Source organism: Salinibacterium sp. TMP30, from assembly GCF_038397785.1.
Lineage (GTDB): Bacteria > Actinomycetota > Actinomycetes > Actinomycetales > Microbacteriaceae > Rhodoglobus.
On the sequence record NZ_CP151642.1, the window covers coordinates 1,917,642 to 1,938,337 of the forward strand.

Sequence of the window (20,696 nt, forward strand, 5' to 3'; positions counted from 1 at the left end):
GAATTGATATAAAACTCAACGAGGAGTTTCACTATGGCGCTAGACCAAAAATCCCAAGAAAACTCCGATCGGACCCTGCGCAAAGAGCAGCTCGGTGTAATCGGAATCGTCTTCTTTGTCGTGGCAGCAGCCGCGCCTCTAGTCGGAATGACGGGCGCAGTGCCCGTCGCAATCGTGCTCGGCAATGGAGCGGCCGCCCCCGGCGCCTACCTATTCGCGGGCATCATCCTTCTCTTGTTCAGTGTCGGCTACGCCGCAATGAGTCAACGCGTAACAAACACGGGAGCGTTCTTCGCCTATATCGGTCGCGGGCTTGGTCGCCATGCCGGAATCGCCGCATCCTTCGTTTCGGTGCTCGCCTACCTCACGATTCAGCTCGCCATCTTTGGATTCTTCGGCGGCGTTATGGCAGGACAAGTCGGCCTGCTCCCCTGGTGGGGTTGGACGCTCCTAGCTTGGCTGGCCGTAACGGCACTGTCATTGCTGCGCGTAGACGTCGGCGCCAAACTGCTCGGTGTGCTGATGCTCGCCGAACTCACGGTGCTCGTAATCGCCGCAGTTGCCATCCTCATCGATGGTGGACCCGAGGGACTCAACTGGGCAGCATCGTTCTCGCCTGACCTTATTCTTGCCGGAGGTCTTGCGGGTTCCGCCGGAATTGCCTTCGCGTTCGCCTTCGCCTCGTTTATTGGATTCGAAGCCACCGCAATTTATGGCGAAGAAAGCAAAGACCCGAAGCGTGCCGTACCGCGCGCAACCTACCTCGCTGTTGGCGTGATCACGGTGCTCTTCGCCTTCACGTCATTCGCACTCGTCACCGGAATGGGCGCCTCGAACGTTATCGAAGAAACGCTTGCTCGCTCTGGAGGACTCGAAGACCCCGCCGGCGTGCTCTTCTCGCTCGCCAGCGACTACGTCGGGCCTTGGCTCGCCACCGTCATGAGCATCCTCGTGCTGTCGAGCCTGTTCGCGGGACTGCTCGCATTCCAGAACGCCGCAAGCCGCTACTTGTTTGCACTCGGCCGCGGTGGCGTAATTGCCAGTTCGGCAGGAACAGTAAATGGTCGCGGCGCTCCTGGCCGTGCATCCATGATCGTGTCGGTTATCACGGGAATCGTGATGATCCTGTTCGCCGTGTTCCAGCTCGACCCGATCGCCAACATGTTCTTCTGGTTCAGCGGCCTCGCGGTCGTAGCGATCGTGCTCATCGAGGCGCTCGTGTGTATTGCGATCATCCGCTTCTTCCTGCAGAACAAGGGCACCGAGAACATATTTGTCACGATGATCGCACCGATCTTGGCATTCATCGGCCTCGTGCTCGCCGAGTACCTGCTGATGTCACGCTTTGGACTGCTCGCCGGTGACCTCACGCTCGCTGCCGGAGTCGATCCCACAGTGACCGCATTCGGGCTCAACGCGTTCGGCTGGTTCCTTGTGCTCTCACCATTCATCGTTCTCGTAATCGGCTACATCGTGTCGCTGACGCGTAAGAGCGTCAACGAAGAACTACTTCGGGATGAGATTTCCTAGATTGCTCTCGACGGGCCCTGGCACTGCGGTGTCAGGGCCTTTCGGCCTTAATGCGTCGCGTCAATAGCGGATACTGCGAAACCCGTCGCAGCGGGCTGTCGGCTCCAGCGCGTGCTACCTCTGACTCGCTACGGGTTCGGTCCGGTCGCGACCGAACGCTCAGGCTGATTCACCCACGCCGACCACGAACCCGGAAACAGTGCCGGGCGGAAGCCCGCGACAGTAAGCGCCAACGCATCGTGTGCCGCTGTGATGCCGGAACCGCAATACACACCGACGGGCCGATCCACGCTGACACCGAGTGATTCGTAGTGCTCACGCAACGAAATGGCATCGAGAAATTGGCCAGTGTCGTTGAGGTTTCCCGAGGTGGGAGCGCTGATCGCACCAGGGATATGGCCGGCACGTGGATCGATCGGTTCGGTCTCACCGCGATAGCGTTCACCGGCACGAGCATCCAGCAACACACCACTGTGAGGCAAAGATGCTGCGTCATCGGCCGTCAGCACAGGTTCGTGTCCCGCGCTCAGAGTGATGGTTCCCGGCGTGACGTTCGCCATCTCGTCAGTTCCTGTAGCAAGCGGATGCCCAGCCGCCGTCCACGCGGGCAGCGCACCGTCGAGCACCCGCACATTCTCGGCGCCCATATAACGCAGAAGCCACCAAGCCCGGCCCGCAGCGAGACTATTCCAGTCGTCATAGACGATGACGGTTTCGCCGTCGTTGAGTCCCCATGCTCGCGCCGAGGCCTGAAACGCGTCAGCTGCAGGCAAAGGATGACGCCCCTCATACGGTTCGCCATCACGAGCGAGCTCAGTGTCGAGATCGACATACACCGCGCCAGGAATGTGGCCTGCGTCATAGAGCGGGAGTCCAGCCGGCCCACCCAAACTCCAGCGCACATCGAGAACCCGAACGGGTGCTCCCCCGCTGGCGGCATCGTTGAGCAGTGCAGCGAGTTCGTTCGCCGTGACAAGAGGATGAGGCATCCGAGGCTCCGATCGTGGGGGTAGCTCCATGATCGCACTCACCGCAGATGGTTCACACCCACGCGATTGTGCTCCCATCGACGCTGCACATGCGGTCGATGGGAACACAGCATCACGCTATCTAGCTCCGGGGCTCATCGCGTCCGTCGAGCGCGAGGAGTTCCTCTTCGACGGCGCCGCCATAGCCTTCCTGTTGCGGATCTCTGTGCAGCCCACCTGAGATCGCATACTTCTCCTCTGGCGAGAGCACGAGACGCTTGCGTCCATACAGCGCGAAGATGATCAGCATGACGATATAAACCACGGCGATCGCGGCGATCGCCGGTCGTGCCGGTTCGTTGATGAAGAACCCGAAGAAAATCGCGAGCGAGAGAACACCAGCGATGATTGCGCCGGGAACACCCCAGGGGCTCCGATACGGACGGCTCGCGTTCGGGAACTTCTTACGCAGGATAAGGAACGAGACCATCTGAAGGACGTAAGCGATTACCGCACCCCATACGGCGATGTTCAGGACGATCGCGCCAGCGACGCCTTCTGCACCGCCGAGCGAATCCACGAGCACCAACGCCACGAATCCGATGATGGCACCCACGAGCAGTGCAACTGCTGGGGTCTGGCGCTTACCTGTTAGCGACAGGAACTTCGGGTAGTAGCCAGCCCGCGAGAGCGAGTACATGTTGCGCCCGTAGGCAAACATGATCCCCTGCAGCGACGCGAGCAGCCCGACCAGGGCGAACAGTGCGAGCGCGGCGGCGATCTGATCGCCGACGATGGCGCGGAACCCGTCGAGGAGAGGCTCGCCCGAGCTTGCGATCGTAGACGCACCGACAACGCCCGTGTTCAGGAAGAGCACCAGCAGACCAGTGATGATCAAGGTGGTGCGGGCGATCAGTCCTGCTTTGGGGATGTCGCGAACGGGGTTGTGCGCCTCTTCAGCCGCGAGTGGGAGCTCCTCGATGCCGAGGAAGAACCACATCGCGTAGGGAAGCGCGAACAAGATCGGGATCACACCGTGCGGCAGGAACGACGATTGGCCAGGATCGGGAGCGATATCGAAGAGGTTGTCCCAGCTGAACAGCCCAGAGAATGCCGCCATTGCCGAGAACACGAGAAGGATAGCGATCGAGATGATGGCCACAATTATCGCGAACTTAAAGGAGATGGCAGCGCCGGCGGAGTTGAGCGCAATGAAAACGATGTACAGGATCAGCCACCAGACTGGTGCCGGCAGCGAGAAGCCCAGCAGCTCACTGGTGATGAAGTCCGCGTAGCCCGCTGAGAAATAAACGATAACAGCGGTGGTGGCGACGTATTCGATCGTCTCGGCAAGGCCGGTGACGAAACCACCCCACGGCCCCATTGCCGCACGGGCGAAGGAATAGGCGCCTCCCGTGTGCGGCATTGCCGAGGCCATCTCTCCGATGCTAAAAATCATGCCGTAATACATGAAAATGAGGAGCGCGAAAGCGATCAGCATTCCCCCGAAACCGGCAAAGCCGATGCCGAAGTTCCAGCCCGAGAAGTCCCCGGAGATGACGGCTGCTACGGCGAGGCCCCAGAGGCCCCAAATACCAGCAGTGCGTTTGAGGGTGCGCTTCTCGAAATACCCAGCCTCAGCCGTGGTGTACTTCACCCCGGAGACGTTCAGTGTGTCTTTGGACATCCTGTTTCCTTTGCGCTCTGGTTGCATGCAGCGACGGGTCGGGCACACAACGCTGTGAGAATACCTGCGATGACTATACGGCGATCAATGGTTGTTGACTACCCATAACCAACATAATTTTTGCCTGTTGCCGGGATATTTCTTCCGACATCTCGGACATATCTGTGATCTAATGGTCGAAAAGTGCACCATTTGGCTTGCTCAACGAGGAGAAGTTCATGACACCCCGCTCCGGAAACCTCACGCTCGATGAACTGTCAGCAGACGTCGCCACTGGCGCGATTGACACGGTTCTTGTTGCCTTCACCGACATGCAGGGACGGCTGGTGGGAAAGCGACTCTCGGCGAGACTCTTCCTCGAGGATGCCGCCTCTCACGGAGCGGAGTGCTGCAACTATCTGCTCGCCGTCGACGTCGACATGAATACTGTCGACGGCTATGCGATGTCGAGTTGGTCGCGCGGCTACGGAGACATGGTGATGCTGCCCGATCTGGCGACTCTCCGTCGTGCGCCTTGGCTTCCGGGCACCGCGCTCGTCACTGCTGATCTCCGCTGGCACGACGACTCCCCTGTTGCTCCTTCACCCCGTCAGATCCTTAAGGCCCAGCTCGAGCGTCTCGCCGAGCGCGGCCTCGACACTTTTGTCGCGACGGAGCTCGAATTCATCGTCTTCGATGACAGCTACCGGGAGGCGTGGAAGAAGGGATACCGCGCACTCTCCACCGCCAGCGACTACAACATTGACTACAACGTGCTGGCATCGACTCGAATGGAGCCGCTCCTCCGCGACATCCGGAACGGTATGGATGGCGCCGGGATGTACTGCGAGGGCGTTAAAGGCGAGTGCAACCTCGGTCAGCAGGAGATCGGATTCCGCTACGCGTCCGCACTAGACACCTGCGACAACCATTCGATCTACAAGAACGGCGCCAAGGAAATCGCTGACGCCCACGGTAAGAGCCTCACCTTCATGGCGAAGTACGACGAGCGCGAAGGCAACAGTTGCCACATTCACATCAGTCTGCGGGGAACAGATGGCACTGCGGTCTTTGCCGACAAGGATGCCGAACACGGCATGTCAAAAATGTTCCGGCACTTCATCGCTGGCCAGCTCGCCGTAATGCGGGAGTTGACCCTCTTCTCGGCGCCGAACATCAACTCCTATAAGCGCTACGTACCGGGAAGCTTCGCCCCAACAGCGCTGGCGTGGGGAATGGACAACCGCACCTGCGCGCTGCGCGTAGTTGGCCAGGGTCTGGGAATGCGCGTCGAGAACCGCGTACCCGGTGGTGACGTCAATCAGTATCTGGCAGTCAGTGCCCTCATCGCGGCTGGTCTCTATGGCATCGACAACGAGCTTGAGCTCGAGGACGCCTACGAGGGCAACGCGTACGCGAGCGACGTCGCTCGCGTGCCGGCCACGCTGAGGGAAGCCGCGGAACTCTTCGCGTCGTCAACGTTTGCTCGCGAGGCATTTGGCGACGAAGTCGTCGACCATTACCTCAACAACGCCGCGATCGAGTTGGCAGCCTACGACTCTGCAGTGACCGACTGGGAAAAGGTGCGCGGCTTTGAGCGTCTCTGATCGGCCCGTTATCGGCCTGACCACCTACCTCGAACAGTCACAGACCGGCGTCTGGGATGTTCCAGCAGCGTTCCTTCCGAAGGCATACTTCGAGGCCGTGACGCGAGCCGGTGGCATCGCGGTTTTGCTTCCGCCTCAGCCGGTCAGCCCTGAAATCGCCCGCCGGGTACTCCACGGACTCGACGGACTGATTATCACCGGTGGCAAGGATTTCAACCCGGCGCGCTACGGCCAAGAACCCCACGCGACAACGGACGAACCTCGGCTCGACCGCGACGCCTGGGAAGACGAGCTCCTTCGCCAGGCGCTCGATGCTGACCTTCCCTTCCTCGGCATTTGTCGGGGCGCACAAGTGCTCAATGTTGCGCTCGGCGGCACCCTGCACCAGCACCTCCCCGACATCGTCGGTCACACGAGATATCAGGCCGGCGGAGGAATCTTCACGCACGTGCCGGTCGAGCTCGAGGGGGATTTGCTCACCCGGGCGATGCTCGGTGGCCAGCCTGAACCGCTGGTCGTCCCGTTATACCATCACCAGTCCATCGACCGCCTCGCCGAGGGACTCGTTGTCACGGCGCGCACCAGCGACGACGTGATTCAGGCTGTCGAACTGCCGTCGGCTACTTTCGCGGTTGCCGTGCAATGGCATCCGGAGGCAGCACCAGAAGACATCCGACTGTTCGAGGGCCTTGTGAAAGCGGCCCGACACTACCGAAAGGCTTTCGCGTGAGCACCTACACCGTTATTAACCCAGCGAACGAGACCGAGATCGGTGCTGTCGATCTGCTCGATATTCAGGCCACGGACGAGGCAATCGCCCGGGCCGCCATTGCCCACAAGGCGTGGGCTCAGGTCTCCCCCGCGGACAAGTCCCTGCTGTTGCGGCGTTTCGCGCAGACCGTAGACGGAGACCTTGAAAACCTTGCCGCGCTGGAAGTGAGCAACTCCGGTCATCCAATCACACAGGCCCGCTGGGAAGCCGGCCACGTTCGTGATGTTCTCAACTACTACGCGGCGGCACCCGAGCGGATGTTCGGCCAGCAGATTCCCGTAGCGGGCGGCCTCAACGTCACCTTCCACGAACCCCTCGGCGTCGTCGGCGTCATTACTCCGTGGAACTTTCCGATGACCATCGCGGCGTGGGGCTTCGCCCCGGCACTCGCGGCAGGCAACGCCGTAGTGCTGAAGCCCGCCGAATGGACCCCGCTCACCAGCATCCGTCTGGGAGAACTCGCCCTCGAAGCTGGTCTTCCCGAGGGCCTGTTTCAGGTTTTACCTGGCAAGGGCTCCGTTGTGGGTGAGCGGTTCGTCACCAACCCCACCGTGCGCAAGATCGTGTTCACCGGGTCAACCGCTGTGGGTAAGCAGATTATGGCCGGATGCGCCGACCAGGTGAAGCGGGTCACGCTGGAGCTCGGAGGCAAGAGCGCCAACATCGTTTTCGCCGATGCCGACCTCGAAAAAGCGGCCGCTGCGGCACCATACGGAGTGTTCGAGAACGCCGGCCAAGACTGCTGTGCACGCAGCCGCATCCTCGTTGAACGCAGTGCCTACGACCGCTTTATGGAACTTCTCGAACCCGCCGTTGCCGGCGTGCGCGTGGGAGATCCTAGCGATGAAACGACCGAAATGGGTCCACTCGTTTCGGCGAAGCACTTGGCTTCAGTGCAGTCGTACGTTCCCGCTGACGCGCCCGTCGCGTTCCGGGGAACCGCACCGGAAGGAGCCGGCTACTGGTTCGCGCCAACGGTACTGACCCCACAATCTCGGAACGACCGCACCGTCACCGACGAGATCTTCGGACCCGTCGTGACTGTGCTCCCCTTCGACGACGAAACCGATGCGCTGCAACTAGCCAATGACTCCGAGTACGGGTTGTCTGGTTCTATCTGGACCAGGGACGTCAGCCGGGCGATCCGAGTGTCACGTGGCGTCGATGCGGGCAACCTGTCGGTCAATTCGCACTCATCCGTGCGCTACTCCACCCCGTTCGGCGGCTTCAAGCAATCGGGCCTCGGCCGCGAGCTCGGCCCCGATGCACCGCTGAATTTTACAGAAACCAAAAACGTCTTCATTGCCGTCGACTGACCATCGCTACACTTCCCACTCAAGGAGCACCCAATGAGCATCACCCCTATTGACCTCACCCAGCGCCTAGCCGGCAAAGTCGCCGTCATCACCGGCGGAGCGAGCGGGATCGGTCTAGCCACGGCACGACGGTTCGCGGCCGAGGGTGCAACAGTCGTCATCGGCGACATGGACGAGACCGCAGGCCTCGCTGCCGCCGAACTGGTTGGCGGCCTATTTATCAAGGTCAACGTAACGAGTGAGGAACAGGTGAATGCCCTGTTCGATACCACAGCCAGCACCTATGGATCAGTAGACATTGCGTTCAACAACGCCGGGATCTCCCCCCCTGACGACGACTCAATCCTCACCACGGAACTGCCCGCCTGGGAAAAAGTGCAGGACGTCAACCTCAAATCGGTGTACCTCTGCTGCCGTGCAGCTCTTCGGCACATGGTCAAGCAGGGCAAGGGATCGATCATCAACACAGCGTCGTTCGTTGCCATTATGGGATCGGCCACCAGCCAGATCTCGTACACCGCCTCCAAGGGCGGCGTACTGGCCATGAGCCGTGAGCTTGGCGTGCAGTTCGCTCGAGAGGGAATCCGAGTCAACGCTCTCTGCCCCGGTCCGGCAAACACACCCCTGCTTCAAGAACTCTTCGCAAAGGACCCGGAACGTGCGGCCCGCCGCCTCGTCCACATCCCGATGGGGCGTTTCGCGGAGGCAGAGGAACTCGCGGCCGCAGTTGCGTTCCTAGCCAGCGATGACTCTTCTTTCATCACCGCGTCGACGTTCATCGTCGACGGCGGCATAAGCTCCGCTTACACGACGCCCCTGTAATGGAAGAACCAGCCAGCCTCAACGGTGAATTGCTTCTGCGTCCCGTGCGCGGTGGCAACTCCTTCGAGGAGACCGTTCAGCGCCTCCTGCAGACCGTGCGCCTCGGCCTGGTCGGCCCGGGCGAACGCCTGCCTGCCGAACGGGAACTTGCGACCATGCTCGCCGTCAGCCGTGACACTGTGCGCGAGGCTATCGCCTCCCTCAGTGACGCCGGCTACCTCGTGTCGCGGCGCGGTCGGTATGGGGGAACCTTCGTCAGTGAGGTTCTGCCGACACACATTCCCGGCACGCATCCGGACGAGGCGTTGGCACCTGCGCGAGACCTCTCCCCCGAATCTATCGAAGACACCCTTACGCTTCGTGAGATCCTCGAAGTCGGGGCCGCGCGTCAGTCGGCAGGCCGCGCCCTCACTCCCGGCCAACGGGAACTGCTGTGGCTGAGCCTCGTCGAGGCGAATGCCGCCAGCGGCGAAGAGTACCGCCGCCTTGATTCGCGCTTCCACCTCATGATTGGCGAACTTGCCGGTTCGGCCTCGCTGACACCGCTCATCGCCGACGTGCGCATGAGGGTCAACGAGTTGCTCGACAGCATCCCTTCGCTCGGGCCGAACATCACTCATTCCAACACCCAGCATGAGCAGATTGCGATCGCGATCCTCACCGGCCGCCCGGATGCCGCTGCTCAGGCAATGAGCGAACACCTCGCGGGCACAGCGCTGTTGCTGCGCGGATTCCTTGAGTAGCGCTTCCATAGAGTGCCGTCACTCGGCTTGAGCGCCCAGAGCGAGGAATTTCGGCATACGCTGAAGCCATGCTCACGCCACCAGAAGCCGCGAAGGTTCCCACCGAACGTATCCACCACGGTGACCACTACGTCGACAATTACGAGTGGATGCGCGATAAAGAGAGCCCCGACACCCTCGCGCACCTTCACACCGAGAACGCTTTCACTTCGGCGCGAACGAGCCACCTCACCGTGCTGCAGGAGCAGATCTTTGAAGAGATCAAGGCCCGCACTCAAGAGACCGATCTGAGTGTTCCCGTTCGCCGCGGCCAGTGGTGGTATTTCAACCGCACCGAAGAGGGCAAGCAGTACTCGATTCACTGCCGGGCGCCAATCACGGGCGACGACGACTGGACTCCCCCGACGATTGCTGCGCCAGAGTCAGAGGTAACTGCCGCTGACACTTCTGCAGCGCCCCTCACCCTTCCCGGCGAGCAGATCCTCCTCGACGACAACGTTGAAGCCGAGGGCAATGACTTCTACAGCCTCGGCAGTTTCTCGCTCAGCGACGACGGCACCCTTCTCCTCTATGGGGTGGATGTCGAGGGCGACGAGCGTTACACGCTGCGCGTGCGCCAGCTGGGCGACTCCCCCACTTCGACCGCGGGCATCGCTACGGCAACCGCGACTGACGGGGTAACCCGCTTCAGCTCGGCCAACGACCTCCCCGATGAGATCCCCGGCACCGCCGCTGGTGCACTGCTGGATGCCATAGGCAACTACGTCTTCTATACGACGGTGGATGACGCGTGGCGCCCCGACACCGTGTGGCGTTACGAGTTGGGTACTGCTGCGGCATCCGCGGTTCAGGTGTTTCATGAGCCAGACGAGAGTTTTTGGGTCGGTGTTGGTCGTTCACGCAGTGGCAAGTATTTGGCTATCGAGGCTGGCTCGCGCCTGACGAGCGAAACCCGCTTGCTCGACATGCGCACTCCGACCGGCGACTTCGAGGTTGTGTGGCCCCGTGAGGTTGGTGTCGAATACGACGTTGAGCATGTGGTGGTTGGCACTCAGGATCGGCTGCTGATTGTGCACAACAAAAACGCCATCAACTTTGAGCTTGTGAGTGTTGCTGCCGATGATGCTCGCGGCGAGCGCCGCATAATTCTTCCCCACAATGAAGCGGTGCGGCTTGAGGGCGTGGAAGCATTCCGTGAGTTTGTGGCGATCGAGTACCGTCGCGAAGGGCTTACGCGAGTGGCCGTGGCGATGGTTCCCAAGCATGGCGGACGCTACGAAGACACCCCGCACGAACTGCAGTTCGACGATGAACTTTTCACCGTGGGCCTCAGCTCCAACCCCGAATGGAATCAGCCGAGCATCCGTCTCAGCTATGGCAGCTTTGTTACCCCCACCATCGTCTACGACTACTTGGTGGATGAGAATGAACTACTGCTGCGCAAACAGCAGCCGGTGCTGGGCCGCTTCGACCCCGCGCTGTATACCCAGCATCGGGAGTGGGCCACCGCATCTGATGGCACGCGCGTGCCGATCTCGCTTGTGTACCGCAACGACCTCGTGGCTCCGGGCACCCCGGCACCGACGGTGCTCTATGGCTATGGCTCCTACGAGATCAGCATCGACCCTGGCTTCGCTGTTGGTCGGTTGAGCCTGCTCGACCGCGGCATCATCTTCGCAGTTGCCCATGTTCGTGGTGGCGGCGAACTGGGTCGCACCTGGTACGAGGGCGGCAAGAAACTGCACAAACGGAACACCTTTACCGATTTTGTGGCCTGCGCCCGGCATCTCATCGATATCGATACGACGTCGAGCGACCGACTTGTCGCCGAAGGCGGTAGCGCGGGTGGTTTGCTGATGGGTGCGGTCGCGAACATGGCCCCACAACTGTTCTCGGGCATCCTCGCGGTCGTACCGTTCGTTGACCCTCTCACCTCAATCCTCGATCCTTCGCTGCCGCTCACGGTCATCGAGTGGGATGAGTGGGGTGACCCCCTCCACAATGAGGAGGTCTACTACTACATGAAGTCGTACTCGCCGCTCGAGAATGTGCACGATACTCACTACCCGCGCATCCTTGCCGTGACCTCGCTCAATGACACCCGTGTGCTTTACGTCGAGCCAGCCAAATGGGTGGCTCGACTACGCGAGGTGGGGGCGGATGCTCTGCTCAAGACCGAGATGGCTGCGGGTCACGGCGGCGTCTCTGGTCGCTACGACGCGTGGCGCGAACGGGCATTCACCTACGCGTGGACGGTCGACGCGGCGCGTGCCTCAGCGCACTAGCACTATTCGGTCCACCACTCGTCGTACATTGACACCGGCACGGTGCGCTTGTGGCGCGTGTTGAGGTACTTGGTCTCGATTTCCACCGCGACCTCGGCGGGCACGTCACGCCCCTCGAGGTAGTCGTCGATATGGTCGTACGTCACCCCAAGGTTGGCCTCGTCGGCTTGGCCGGGCGTGTGGTCGAGCAGGTCGGCCGTCGGCACCTTCTCATAGAGCCGCTCGGGTGCATTCAGGTGTATGAGCAGCTGCTTACCCTGACGCTTAGTGAGCGCCGTCAAGGGCAGCACGTCGGCTCCACCGTCACCATACTTGGTGAAGAATCCGGTCACAGCTTCGGCGGCATGGTCTGTTCCAACCACAAGATAGCCGAGCTGCCCCGCAATCGCATACTGCGCCACCATGCGCTCGCGAGCTTTCACGTTGCCCTTGGAGAAGTCAGTAATCGGCTCCCCTAGGGCATCCGCGAATTCGGCAGCAATGCCGTCAACCGCACGCTGGATGTTGAAGGTCACCTCCCGGTCTGCCTCAATGAAGTCGAGCGCTAATTGCGCATCATCTTCGTCGTGCTGCACCCCGTAGGGAAGTCGCACCGCCACGAACTGGGCCTCGGCGCCCTCGGCCCGCAACTCGGTGACAGCTAACTGGCAGAGCCGCCCGGCAAGCGAAGAGTCCTGGCCGCCACTGATCCCCAACACGAGCCCCTTGACATGGGATGCCCTGAGATATTCCTTGAGAAAGTCGATACGCATGCGAACCTGCTCGGCAGCATCGATCGTGGGCTGGGTGTTCAAGTCGTAAATGATGCGCGCCTGCAACGGGTTCATGTGATTAAATCTAACCCCCACATTCGGCATTGGGATTATTCAGTACCGGCTCACCCTGCCAATCCGGCAGACTAGCGGGAAAATGCAACACGCTCGAAACGTAGAGCACCCGAATGCGGGATCGCGTTGAAGCGGGATCGCGCTGCTGCGGGAGATGCTCGTCGCACGCGGCTGACGCCCCGCATGATCGGGCGAAAGCCCAGCAACGGGAGCTAGCGTGATGGCGGGAGCCGCGCTCAGTGCGGCTCCGTATTGTTTCCCGGAAAGGCCTTCCCATGCCAGACAACACCGTCACTGGTCGCCGCATTTCTACCTCCGTGCTCGTCATCGGCACCGGAGGTTCTGGCCTGCGGGCCGCGATCGAGCTGTCTGAGCGCGGAGTCGACGTTCTTGCCGTCGGAAAGCGCCCCAAGAACGACGCACACACGTCACTGGCGGCGGGAGGGATCAACGCGGCCCTAGCCACGATGGATGCCGAAGACAGCTGGCAGCAGCACGCAGCAGACACCATCCAAGAGAGCTACTTTCTCGCCAACCCACACACCGCCGAGATTGTGACGAAGAACGCTGGCCGCGGCATCCAAGATCTCGAGCGATGGGGCATGCCGTTTGCGCGCGAGAATGACGGGCGTATCAGCCAGCGCTATTTCGGTGCCCATAAATACCGTCGCACCGCTTTCGCCGGGGATTATACGGGTCTCGAAATCCAACGCACCCTGGTGGCCCGGGCCGCCCAGCTTGAGGTGCCCATCCTGGATTCGGTGTACATCACCCGCATCCTGGTGCGTGACAACGTGGTGTTCGGCGCCTATGGCTTCGACCTGCGCGACGGCAGCCGGGTGACGATCATCGCCGACGCAGTCATCATCGCCGCCGGCGGACACAACCGCATCTGGCGTCGCACCTCCAGCCGCCGCGACGAGAACACCGGCGACTCCTTCAAGTTGGCGGTGGATGCTGGCGGTCGGCTGCGCGACGCCGAACTGGTTCAGTTCCACCCGAGTGGCATCCTGGAACCAGAGAATGCCGCAGGCACCCTGATCAGCGAGGCCGCCAGGGGCGAGGGCGGGGTTTTGCGCAACGCCCTCGGTGAGCGGTTCATGGCCAACTACGACCCCGAGCGCATGGAATTGTCCACTCGCGACAGGGTCGCCCTTGCCGCATACACCGAGATCAAGGAGGGTCGCGGCACCGCAAAGGGCGGCGTGCTGCTCGACATTTCTCACCTGCCCCGCGAAACGATCATGACGCGCCTACCCCGCGTCTACCAAACCATGCTCGAATTGCAGGTACTGGACGTCACCACCACCGCCATCGAGATCGCCCCGACCGCGCATTACTCGATGGGCGGCGTGTGGGTGCGACCGGATGACCACTCCACCGATGTCGTCGGGATGTACGCCATCGGCGAAGCATCCAGCGGGCTACACGGCGCCAATCGGCTCGGCGGCAACTCGCTCATCGAGCTGCTCGTCTTCGGCCGGATTGTCGGTCAGGCTGCGGCCGAGTACAGCGCGGGGATCACCTCCCAGAATCGCTCACAGGACGCGATCGACGCGGCAGAGCGAGAGGTGACCGACACTCTTGCCTCGGACGGACAAGAGAATGTGCGGGCGTTGCAGCGCGACATCCGCAACACCATGACGGACTTCGGCGGAGTGGTTCGCGACGAGGCGGGGCTGCTGGAAGGGCTGCGCCAGTTGGACGACCTCGACGATCGCCAGAGCCGAATCGGCGTGCATCCGGATGTCGCCGGCTTCTCCGGCCTCGCACATGCCTTTGACCTGCGCGCCTCCCTCATGGCCGCGCGAGCAACCCTCGCCTGCGCACTCGAGCGTCGGGAAAGCCGCGGTGCTCACAACCGCAGTGACTACCCTGACATGGACCCCACCCTGCAAGTGAACCTGGTGTGGTCAGCCGACGGCTCGATCACCCACGAGCAGATCCCGCCGGTACCAGCCGAAATTGCCGCACTCATGGAAGACGTCACCCAGGTCGGTAAGTTGCTTGAATAACAGGGGTACCCGGAATCTTTGATTCAACGATCACTTCACGGCAGACAACCTAGCCTGCTTAATCAAGCCACAGTAGCGGGCAAATGGTTCCCCGGCCCCTCAGACGATTAGCGCGCCAACTTTCGGCAACCCTTCCGTGAAACCGTTATCGGGTTTTCTCCAAAAAACCGTTACCTCGCTAGAGTGAGCGCAGAGCGGGGTCTAGGTGGAGGGAACTGACTACATGACACGAGAGTGGAACTCCGAGCACGACTCGTGGGCTGTCTATGGCGGAGACGCCCCAATCGATGACGCAACCCGGGCTACCTGGAGGGAATCCGTCGATGACGACACTCCCCCGGTGCGCCTCATTGCCCACTCCCCCTACTGGTTTTGGGGAACACTAGGTGCCCTCTACGCATTGTCGTTCGCGAACCCGCTAGCCAACGTGGCCAGCGGAGTTGCCGCAGTGGTGGGCATGCTCGCCGTCATGCACGCAGCGTTTCGCGATCGAAATCTCCTCACACATCGCGGAGCATATCCTGTTGCCTCACCCCTGTGGATGTTCCTCAGCCCGATCGCCTACCTCGTCGCCCGATCACTGGCGCTGAAGTCAGTTCCTGGCCATCGCCATGGCTTCGTGGGCTGGTATCTCGTTGGTCTCGGGATAGTCGTCGGCTGTGTGCTGTTCTTTCTTGCCGCACAGGGCCTCATCGGCGCCGCGGCGATCTGATACCGCGCAGGTAAACCGCACCCGTTCGCTCCCGCCAGCGGTGCTCAACGCACTCCCCTTACGCTGCGCCACATTCGCCGTTGCCGAAGATTCCGCGTACGTTTTCATACACACCGGTTCGCCACAGAAACCGGTTCGCTACAGAAAGGGGACACTCGACGATGAGAGACGCGATGCGCTGCCTGAGCATTCGAATGCTCATCGTCGCGGCGTGCGCTGCATCCGTGTTCGCGTTGTCTGCTCCTGCCACCGCGGCCCCTGCCCCTGCGACAGCAGTGGCGATCGCAATCGACGAGCCCGGGGCCATCGAGCCGACAGCACCGGCGACTCCCACTCCGACAGTGCCTGCGACTCCAGGCCCAACTCCGACGATCGCGCCGACTCCGTCGCTCACCCCCGCTCCGATTCCGTCCGAGACGATCGCCCCCACCCCGACCCCAACGCCCACTCCGGTCGAAACTCCGGCAACCCAAGACAACGAGGAAGTTACACCTCTTCCGGCGATCCCCCCGAGCTTTGCGACGTCAAACGTTTCACTCACGTCACTCCTGATTGCCGTCGCAGTGCTTGCGGTGAGTCTCATCGTGCTCTGGCTCGCGCTTCGTCGGCGCTCAGTCACGGCGCGGACGGCACAAGCCTCGACGCCGCCGCGCGACCGAGCGACCTCCGCGGCTGTGGTTCTCGATTCGATGGCCGATACCGGTGAAGCAATGATCGACAGTGGCTATCCGGTGAGCATGGTTCGTTCCGCCGTGCAGGATGTCGCCACCGCGAACGGCTACGCCTCAGCCGAGGTAGTCGTCTTTCCGACGGCACTGTTCGTGTCGCTAGATGACGAAGGTGCCACTCTCACTCGAGCAGTCTCAGCGGGCAGACAGTCGTATCTACTCCACCACGTCGATGTCATTGATCGCGTAGTAAAGGTGGGACGGGTTCGCCCGGGCTCCAGCGGGTGGGTCACGCGCCAGCTCGCGAAAGTGCGCAACCTTCCTGCACCTTTTTCGAGCACTCAGCGAGTGTTCGCATATGCGCTCACTTCGGCTGCGATCTCCGTACTCTTGGGCTCTTCATGGTTGGGAGTGCTCTTGGCCGCGCTCCTCGGCATCGGTGTTGGCACCCTGCTGCTGCTTGGTGAGCGCCTACCTTCCAGCTATAGCGCGCTGGTCATTGTCGGTGCCGCACTCGGATCCTCTCTCATAGTGCTGCTCGCAGCTCGGGCATCCGCTGATCCCGGAGTGTTGCCGTCACTGGTCGCCCCGTTAGTGATTCTGCTGCCCGGAGGGCTTCTAACGACCGCGGTAATCGAGCTCGCTACCGGCCACATCATGTCTGGTTCGGCTCGGGCGGCTGCAGGCGCAATGCGACTAGTGTTGCTCGCCGTCGGAATTGTGTCGGCTGGCGCACTCGTCGGGGTGCCGAAAATCGAACTCGGTGGTGCCAGCGAACCGCTCGGCCCGCTTGCCCCGTGGATCGCTGTCGCGGTCTTCGGGGTGGGAATCACCATCTACCAGTGTGCACGACCAGCCTCCATCCCGTGGATTCTGCTAGTGCTCTATGTCGCCTACGGCGCTCAAGTGATCGGTGACGTATTGTTCGGCGGGGTGCTCTCAGCACTCATCGGTGCCATCGCGATGACCCCGGTCGCCGTGATTGTGGCGCGGCACCGGAGTGGTCCTCCCGCGATTGTCAGCTTCCTCCCCGCGTTCTGGCTGCTGGTCCCCGGTGCACTGGGACTTGTCGGCGTCACCGAGATTCTGGGTGGTGACGCCAGCGCTATGAGCACCCTCGTCACGACCGTCGGCACAATGATCGCGATCGCCCTTGGCGTGCTCATCGGGCTCGCCGCGTCGAGCTCCTTGCGCGATCGGCGACTGCCAACACTTTTTGACTTCCTCGAGCCGCTTCCGGTTTCGGAGCCGGGGCAAGACCCAGAACCCGAGCCCAAGCCCAAGCCCAAGCCCAAGAAATAGGCTCCCTGTTCCCTCACCTCAGCTAGGCGTCAAGGTGCAAACATTGAGCGGTGGCAGCATCTGACAGGCGGCACGGTTCGAAGTTTCTCTGTGGCCTAGACGACGGGACGCTTGCTGAGAACGAGGTTCCAAACCCGCTGCGACTGCCACCCAGACACGGCGCATCAGAGGAATTGCGAGGATGCCCAGCACGGCGACGAGCGGCACTCACGAACCCTTCTCAGCCTCATCGCCTAATGGTGAGGCAATAACCCGTGAGATACCGTCCAGCGCATCCAGGTGTTTCGACAGGAAACAACAAAATCCCCCTCCACTATGGAGAGGGATTTTAGTTGCGATGTCTGAGACATCTTTCCGTTGCGGGGACAGGATTTGAACCTGCGACCTCTGGGTTATGAGCCCAGCGAGCTACCGAACTGCTCCACCCCGCGGCGTGTAATCAAGACTAACACAGGGTGAAGGACACGAAAACCGAACTCAGCGGGCCACAATCTGCTGCGGCCCGCCGAGCTAGAACGTGCTATTGGGTTGCGGCGATTGCCTGCTGAATTGCGGCGACCATGCGGTCATCGGCTTCAGCAGCCGCGACCAAGTCGTTGGCTGCATAGGCTGCCTGGCGGTCGGCCAATGCTGCCTTGTAGTCAGCGAGCGCCTTGTCGAGGGCCGGGTTGTCGCCAGCGGTTCCGGGGTCGACGGGTGCCTCAGGATCAACCGGAGCTTCAGGATCAACCGGAGTCTGCGGATCAACAGGGACTTCACCATCGCCAGCCTCAGCACCGGAGTCTCCACCAAACAGTGAGTCAAGTGCCTGGTCAAGGGTGTCCTCGAAGGCAATCTCATCACCGAATGACACCAGAACCTTGCGCAGCAGCGGGTACTGGGTTCCACTCGTCGACTGCACGTAGACCGGCTGCACGTAGAGCAGACCGCCACCAACAGGCAGGGTCAACAGGTTACCAAGCCTTACCTCGGTGTCACCTCGCTGCAACAGAGCTAACTGGTTGGCGACAGTCGTGTCGGTGTTGAAGCTGTTCTGCACCTGACCGGGGCCCGGCACCGTATCCTTCTTCGGCAGGTTCAACAGAGTGAGCTTGCCGTAGTTGGGTCCGGCATCCGAGTTCGCCGCGAAATAACCCGTCAGAACGCTTCGACTCGCATCCGCTGTTCCCTTTGGGATGAACGTGGAATAGATCGTGAACGCGGGATCGTCAGTGCCGGGAACCTTCATGGTCAGGTAATACGGCGGCTGAGTTGACCCGGTCGTCGACACCGGATCTTCTGGACTGACCCACTGATCATCACTCGAGTAGAACGAGCCGGCATCCGTCACGTGGAAGGAACCCAAAATCTCGCGCTGCATCTTGAACAGGTCAGCGGGGTAGCGCACGTGATCGAGCAGTTCAATACTCATGTCGCTCTGCGGCAGCAATGTGTTGGGGAAGATCTTGTTCCAGGTCTCCAGAACCGGATCTTGGTCATCCCACGCATACAACTTCACCGAACCGTCATAAGCATCAACGGTCGCCTTGACCGAGTTGCGGATGTAGTTGATATCATCAAGCGCAAACTGCGGCGCCGGCGTGTAAGTGTCTGCAATCGCGCTCGAAAGCTGCTCAACCTGCGAGTACGGGTAGTTCGCTCCCGTAGTGTATCCGTCGACAATCCAGACAATGCGGCCATCCACGACGGCCGGATATACGTCACTGTCAACGGTAAGGTACGGAGCTACCTTCTTGACACGGTCGAGAGGCTCACGGTCGTACAGAATCTGCGACTTGCTGGTGACATCTGACGAAAGGAAGATTTGCTCCGATTGGAACTTGATCGCATAAACAAGCTTCTTGAAAATGTTGTCGAGCACTGGTCCGCCGTCGCCGGAGAACGTCGTGGTCGCATTCTGGTCGCTATCTTCACCACCCGAAGGGAAGTCGAGCTCGATGTCCTTCGCCCCCTCAGGCGCACCAACTATCGAGTACTCCGGCGACTTCTCACCGAAGTACACGCGCGGCTCAAAGTCACCAAGTGCTCCTGTGCTGGGAATTCCAGACTGTAAGAACACCGGCTGTCCGTCGGCGGCGCGCTGGTTACCGAATGCAGCCACAATTCCATAACCGTGGGTGTAAACGACAGTGTTGTTATACCACGACTGCGAATCACCCAAACCAGACTGATTCAGTTCACGCACCGCGATCACGGTGTCTTGAGTTTGGCCGTCGATGTCATAGCGGTCAACATCGAGGTGGCTGTCGAACTGGTAGTACTGCTTGAACTGCTCAAGCTGCGCAAACGCCTGAGGCGCAATCGCAGGGTCGAGGATACGGATGTTTGCCGTGGTGGTCGCGTCTTCACGCAGCGCGCCCGATTCGGCATCAGTCGTGGCGCTATAGGGAATCTCTTCAATATCTGCGACACCGTAAGCGTCTCGAGTCGCGGCAATGCTTCGATCGATATATTCGGATTCATAATTACGTGCGTTGGGATCAACCTGGAAGCGCTGCACAACCCACGGGTAAAGGTTTCCCACGACAAGGCCACTCACGAGAAGAAGGGCGGTGCCGATCATGGGGAGACGCCAGCGACCGATAATGGCCGTGACGATAAAGAGGATGGCGACGATTGCGGCAATCCCGGCCAGAATCGCGCGGCCGGGAATGGTGGCATTCGCTTCGGTGTAACTTGCACCAGTCTGCAGGAATCCTTGGCTGGATGAGTACAACGTCGTGTACTGGTCAAGCCAGATACTTACAGCCTGAAGGGCAAAGAAGATTCCCGCGGTGATGGCCAGCTGGATACGAGCAGAACGCGAAATGCGAACCTCACGCCCGTTGACGCTGAGCGCACCGTAGAGATAACTCGTAGCGAGAGCCCCGACGAAGGAGACCAGCAACACGGCGGAAGCAAAGCCAACAATGCCGTGGTAAAGGGGCAGTTCGTAGAAGTAGAACCCAATGTCGAACCCGAATTGTGGGTCAACTTCACCGAATGAGGTGCGGTTGAGCCACTGCAATACAACGGGCCAGCTGCCCGCTGCAGAGACGCCACCGAAGATGCCCAAGAGCACCGGGATGCCGACCATGGCTATCTTTCGTAGCGGCTCGACTACCTGCTGGTAGCCCTCCAACTGCGCATTGAGCTTGGCGTAGATGGGGCGTGCGCGGAAGGCAACGAGAAGGCTGATGCCTACTGGAACCGCCATTGCGACAAAGCCAATGAGGAACATCGCTGCATTAGCGATCCATTGGGTAGTGAGAACACCTAGGTAGCCGGCCTGGTCAAACCAGAGAACATCGGCGTAGAGATTAGAGAACAAGAAGAATGCAATAACAATTACGGCGAGGATTACCGCCGTAATTGTTAGCGCGGTCCTCGTTTTGTTCGGTGGGGCTGATTGGGTTTGGCTCGACACAGTACTTCGCTCCTGAAATTGGGGGCCTAGCGGTATCTTAAAGGTCTTTTATGCGTG

The 20,696-nt window shown here is 60.9% G+C and carries 14 protein-coding genes and 1 tRNA gene; 10 read left to right on the forward strand and 5 right to left on the reverse strand.

Annotated features, from left to right (window positions below):
- Positions 1-33: 33 nt before the first annotated feature.
- On the forward strand, positions 34-1,530 hold the full coding sequence (locus tag AADH44_RS09330; RefSeq protein WP_341952530.1) for an APC family permease: 1,497 nt from the start codon (positions 34-36) through the stop codon (positions 1,528-1,530).
- A gap of 128 nt (positions 1,531-1,658) precedes the next feature.
- On the opposite strand, the gene AADH44_RS09335 is transcribed toward AADH44_RS09330, so the two are convergent.
- Together AADH44_RS09335 and AADH44_RS09340 are read right to left on the reverse strand one after the other, a co-directional pair.
- Complete coding sequence (locus AADH44_RS09335; protein ID WP_341952531.1) at positions 1,659-2,519, reverse strand: sulfurtransferase; 861 nt, start codon at positions 2,517-2,519, stop codon at positions 1,659-1,661.
- Positions 2,520-2,640: 121 nt separating this feature from the next.
- Positions 2,641-4,185, reverse strand: a complete 1,545-nt coding sequence (locus AADH44_RS09340) for an amino acid permease (protein WP_341952532.1) — start codon at positions 4,183-4,185, stop codon at positions 2,641-2,643.
- 218 nt (positions 4,186-4,403) lie between these two features.
- Here AADH44_RS09340 and AADH44_RS09345 point away from each other — a divergent pair, with 218 nt between their 5' ends.
- The 6 genes from AADH44_RS09345 (at position 4,404) to AADH44_RS09370 (ending at position 11,709) form a co-directional block, all read left to right on the forward strand.
- On the forward strand, positions 4,404-5,771 hold the full coding sequence (locus AADH44_RS09345) for a glutamine synthetase family protein (RefSeq protein ID WP_341952533.1): 1,368 nt from the start codon (positions 4,404-4,406) through the stop codon (positions 5,769-5,771).
- Positions 5,758-6,501, forward strand: coding sequence for a gamma-glutamyl-gamma-aminobutyrate hydrolase family protein (locus tag AADH44_RS09350; RefSeq protein ID WP_341952534.1), 744 nt, complete (start codon positions 5,758-5,760; stop codon positions 6,499-6,501). The genes AADH44_RS09345 and AADH44_RS09350 overlap by 14 nt, the downstream gene beginning before the upstream one ends.
- Entirely contained in the window at positions 6,498-7,859 is a 1,362-nt protein-coding gene (locus AADH44_RS09355; RefSeq protein ID WP_341952535.1) for an aldehyde dehydrogenase family protein, read from the forward strand. Before AADH44_RS09350 ends, AADH44_RS09355 begins: the two co-directional genes overlap by 4 nt.
- A gap of 33 nt (positions 7,860-7,892) precedes the next feature.
- Positions 7,893-8,681 (forward strand): 3-oxoacyl-ACP reductase, encoded by a 789-nt coding sequence (locus AADH44_RS09360; RefSeq protein WP_341952536.1) that lies wholly within the window; start codon positions 7,893-7,895, stop codon positions 8,679-8,681.
- Entirely contained in the window at positions 8,681-9,424 is a 744-nt protein-coding gene (locus AADH44_RS09365; RefSeq protein WP_341952537.1) for an FCD domain-containing protein, read from the forward strand. Before AADH44_RS09360 ends, AADH44_RS09365 begins: the two co-directional genes overlap by 1 nt.
- Before the next feature lie 68 nt (positions 9,425-9,492).
- Positions 9,493-11,709, forward strand: coding sequence for a S9 family peptidase (locus tag AADH44_RS09370; protein ID WP_341952538.1), 2,217 nt, complete (start codon positions 9,493-9,495; stop codon positions 11,707-11,709).
- Positions 11,710-11,711: 2 nt separating this feature from the next.
- Here the strand turns inward: AADH44_RS09370 and nadE are convergent, their stop codons facing one another.
- Positions 11,712-12,536, reverse strand: a complete 825-nt coding sequence (nadE, locus tag AADH44_RS09375) for an ammonia-dependent NAD(+) synthetase (protein ID WP_341952539.1) — start codon at positions 12,534-12,536, stop codon at positions 11,712-11,714.
- 275 nt (positions 12,537-12,811) lie between these two features.
- On the opposite strand from nadE, the gene AADH44_RS09380 reads away from it, so the two are divergent.
- The 3 genes from AADH44_RS09380 to AADH44_RS09390 all read left to right on the forward strand — a co-directional run bounded on the left by AADH44_RS09380 (position 12,812) and on the right by AADH44_RS09390 (position 17,233).
- Positions 12,812-14,551 carry an FAD-binding protein gene (locus AADH44_RS09380; RefSeq protein ID WP_341952540.1) on the forward strand — a complete coding sequence of 580 codons (1,740 nt, stop codon included), beginning with the start codon at positions 12,812-12,814 and terminating at the stop codon, positions 14,549-14,551.
- A gap of 223 nt (positions 14,552-14,774) precedes the next feature.
- The gene (locus tag AADH44_RS09385; protein WP_341952541.1) at positions 14,775-15,263 is read left to right on the forward strand and encodes a hypothetical protein; all 489 of its coding nucleotides are present in this window, start codon (positions 14,775-14,777) and stop codon (positions 15,261-15,263) included.
- A 161-nt stretch (positions 15,264-15,424) separates the two neighbouring features.
- Positions 15,425-17,233 carry a threonine/serine exporter family protein gene (locus AADH44_RS09390; protein WP_341952542.1) on the forward strand — a complete coding sequence of 603 codons (1,809 nt, stop codon included), beginning with the start codon at positions 15,425-15,427 and terminating at the stop codon, positions 17,231-17,233.
- Positions 17,234-17,590: 357 nt separating this feature from the next.
- Here the strand turns inward: AADH44_RS09390 and AADH44_RS09395 are convergent.
- Both AADH44_RS09395 and AADH44_RS09400 read right to left on the reverse strand, forming a co-directional pair.
- Positions 17,591-17,664, reverse strand: a tRNA-Met gene (locus tag AADH44_RS09395).
- An 89-nt stretch (positions 17,665-17,753) separates the two neighbouring features.
- The gene (locus tag AADH44_RS09400; RefSeq protein ID WP_341952543.1) at positions 17,754-20,639 is read right to left on the reverse strand and encodes a UPF0182 family protein; all 2,886 of its coding nucleotides are present in this window, start codon (positions 20,637-20,639) and stop codon (positions 17,754-17,756) included.
- Between the last annotated feature and the right edge of the window lie 57 nt (positions 20,640-20,696).

Coding starts and splice junctions, on each gene's coding strand:
- AADH44_RS09385 (WP_341952541.1), top strand. CDS start 14,775: ATGACACGAGAGTGGAACTCCGAGCACGACTCGTGGGCTGTCTATGGC.
- AADH44_RS09380 (WP_341952540.1), top strand. CDS start 12,812: ATGCCAGACAACACCGTCACTGGTCGCCGCATTTCTACCTCCGTGCTC.
- AADH44_RS09365 (WP_341952537.1), top strand. CDS start 8,681: ATGGAAGAACCAGCCAGCCTCAACGGTGAATTGCTTCTGCGTCCCGTG.
- nadE (WP_341952539.1), bottom strand. CDS start 12,536: ATGAACCCGTTGCAGGCGCGCATCATTTACGACTTGAACACCCAGCCC.
- AADH44_RS09335 (WP_341952531.1), bottom strand. CDS start 2,519: ATGCCTCATCCTCTTGTCACGGCGAACGAACTCGCTGCACTGCTCAAC.
- AADH44_RS09345 (WP_341952533.1), top strand. CDS start 4,404: ATGACACCCCGCTCCGGAAACCTCACGCTCGATGAACTGTCAGCAGAC.
- AADH44_RS09360 (WP_341952536.1), top strand. CDS start 7,893: ATGAGCATCACCCCTATTGACCTCACCCAGCGCCTAGCCGGCAAAGTC.
- AADH44_RS09340 (WP_341952532.1), bottom strand. CDS start 4,185: ATGTCCAAAGACACACTGAACGTCTCCGGGGTGAAGTACACCACGGCT.
- AADH44_RS09390 (WP_341952542.1), top strand. CDS start 15,425: ATGAGAGACGCGATGCGCTGCCTGAGCATTCGAATGCTCATCGTCGCG.
- AADH44_RS09370 (WP_341952538.1), top strand. CDS start 9,493: ATGCTCACGCCACCAGAAGCCGCGAAGGTTCCCACCGAACGTATCCAC.
- AADH44_RS09330 (WP_341952530.1), top strand. CDS start 34: ATGGCGCTAGACCAAAAATCCCAAGAAAACTCCGATCGGACCCTGCGC.